Source organism: Bacillus sp. JJ722, from assembly GCF_036963345.1.
Taxonomy (GTDB): domain Bacteria; phylum Bacillota; class Bacilli; order Bacillales; family DSM-1321; genus Bacillus_AD.
Genome location: NZ_JBALMO010000319.1, coordinates 1 through 1,845, shown reverse-complemented (window position 1 = coordinate 1,845; position 1,845 = coordinate 1). Strand labels below are relative to the sequence as shown.

At 32.6% G+C, this 1,845-nt stretch carries 1 protein-coding gene; it reads right to left on the bottom strand.

The window, feature by feature from the left end; translation table 11 throughout:
- The coding region (locus V7014_RS24990) for a sigma 54-interacting transcriptional regulator (protein ID WP_335511462.1) at positions 1–1,468 on the bottom strand (1,468 nt) is incomplete at its 3' end.
- Positions 1,469–1,845: the final 377 nt, after the last annotated feature.

Genomic DNA, 1,845 nt, shown 5'->3' with positions numbered 1-1,845 from the left:
ATAAAATACCTTCATCAGCCTGTTTGAAATACCCATCCTTACCATTCTTATCTGCTCCTGTAAAAGAGCCGCTTGAATAACCGAACAGCTCACTTTCTAAGAGATTTTCAGGAATAGCACCGCAATTTAATTTAAGAAATTTCTTAGAAGATCTTTTCCCTAATTGGTGGATAGCCTGGGCGATAACTTCTTTCCCAACGCCAGATTCACCATGAATAAGTACGGTTGAGGAAAAATCAGAAATCTTTCTTGCTTGATTAATCAATTTGTACATTTTATCACTGCGATAAACAAGCTTTTTAACAAATCGATCCTCATTCTTAAAATCATCTAATTCTTTTTTGTATTGTTCAGAAATCTTTTTCATTTCCATCAGTTCTGTTTTAAGGCGAGTCGCTTCTGTAATATCCCTTGAAGCAATGATTATTCGATCTAATTCATTCTTTTCATTAAAAACTGGATTACCAACTGAAAGAATTTTATTACCGGAGCTTGTCTCTTGAACAATAGAGACTTTTTTCTTTTTCTCCAATACTAATCTCGTTACTGAGGGACTAAAAAGACCTTTTTCTTCTAATTCAGCGATATTTTTCCCAATTAAATTCTTTATATCTGTTTGCCAATAACTTGCAATAATATTATCGCTGTAACGCATTAATTCTCCTTTATGATTCACAACAAGAATTTCATCATAAATACTAGAAAGGATTGCATTCAAATCTTTATTTAAGTTGTTGATATGCTCGATTTCCATAGCCATCTGCTCGACCATTGGTAAGTCTTGCACGACGATGGCAATTCCTTCTACCTTTTTATCTGTATTAAAAATAGGGCTGTAATCTACAATCATGCCTATCTCATCTTTAACTTGAACATCATTTAAAATACTTTTTCCCGTTGTGAAAACTTTACTAATGTTTTCGGAAGAAAAAAACTCATCAGCAGAATGATGTAACACTTTTTCTGAAGTTGACCTAATCATCCTTAATCCAGAATCATTACAGTTTATAATCTTCTGCTCCTTATTAATGACAAATATCCCCATAGGAATTGATTTCAAAATATTTCTCAACAAATCTACACTTTCATTTTCCTGCTTAAATAATTCTGCTATCAACTCTTCCCTGCGAATATACCCAATACTTCGATCACTTTCTTTAATAACCGCTATAGGTTCTCCAATAATTTGGAAGAGTGTTGAAAGTGAAAGTGGTTGTTCCTGATTTAACTGACCTATGCCTTCAATGCTATGAGCATACTCTATTAACAAGCTCCCATTTACCTTATTTTGGCTTTTTCGATCAAGTAAAAGACTGGCGATATGAACATATGAAACGATTTCATTTGCCTTCATAAGAAAGAGAAAAGGCTCACCCATAGTTGTTAAATCAATATTATCAATACTCTCTAGCCCCTCTGTATGAACGGAGATAATCGGTCTGATTTTTTCTTGCGCAATCGAAAACATATTGCCATCCCCTTTAATTGCAAACTGTGAATACTCTATTTTACACACAATTTTAAAAAAATTCAAAATTGAATAGCAATCTATTTATATCTCTAAACAATGAAAAAGCGACTGTTCAAAATAACAGCCGCTTTTTCATATACATCATAATCAGTGTATCTAGTGAAACGATTCCGAGTTTATATGATCTAAAACTCTTTTCATTCAAACGCTTTTAAATTTTAGATTTGAAGCAAAAGCATATTACTGGTTTGATGCGAATAACATACTATTATATCCTTATAATCTTTTACATTTGAATTTCTTCCTCTTCATATTTTGGAGGAGCAATACTGAAAGCCTCAGTTAAATACATCAGGTACAGTATTCCTATTGTC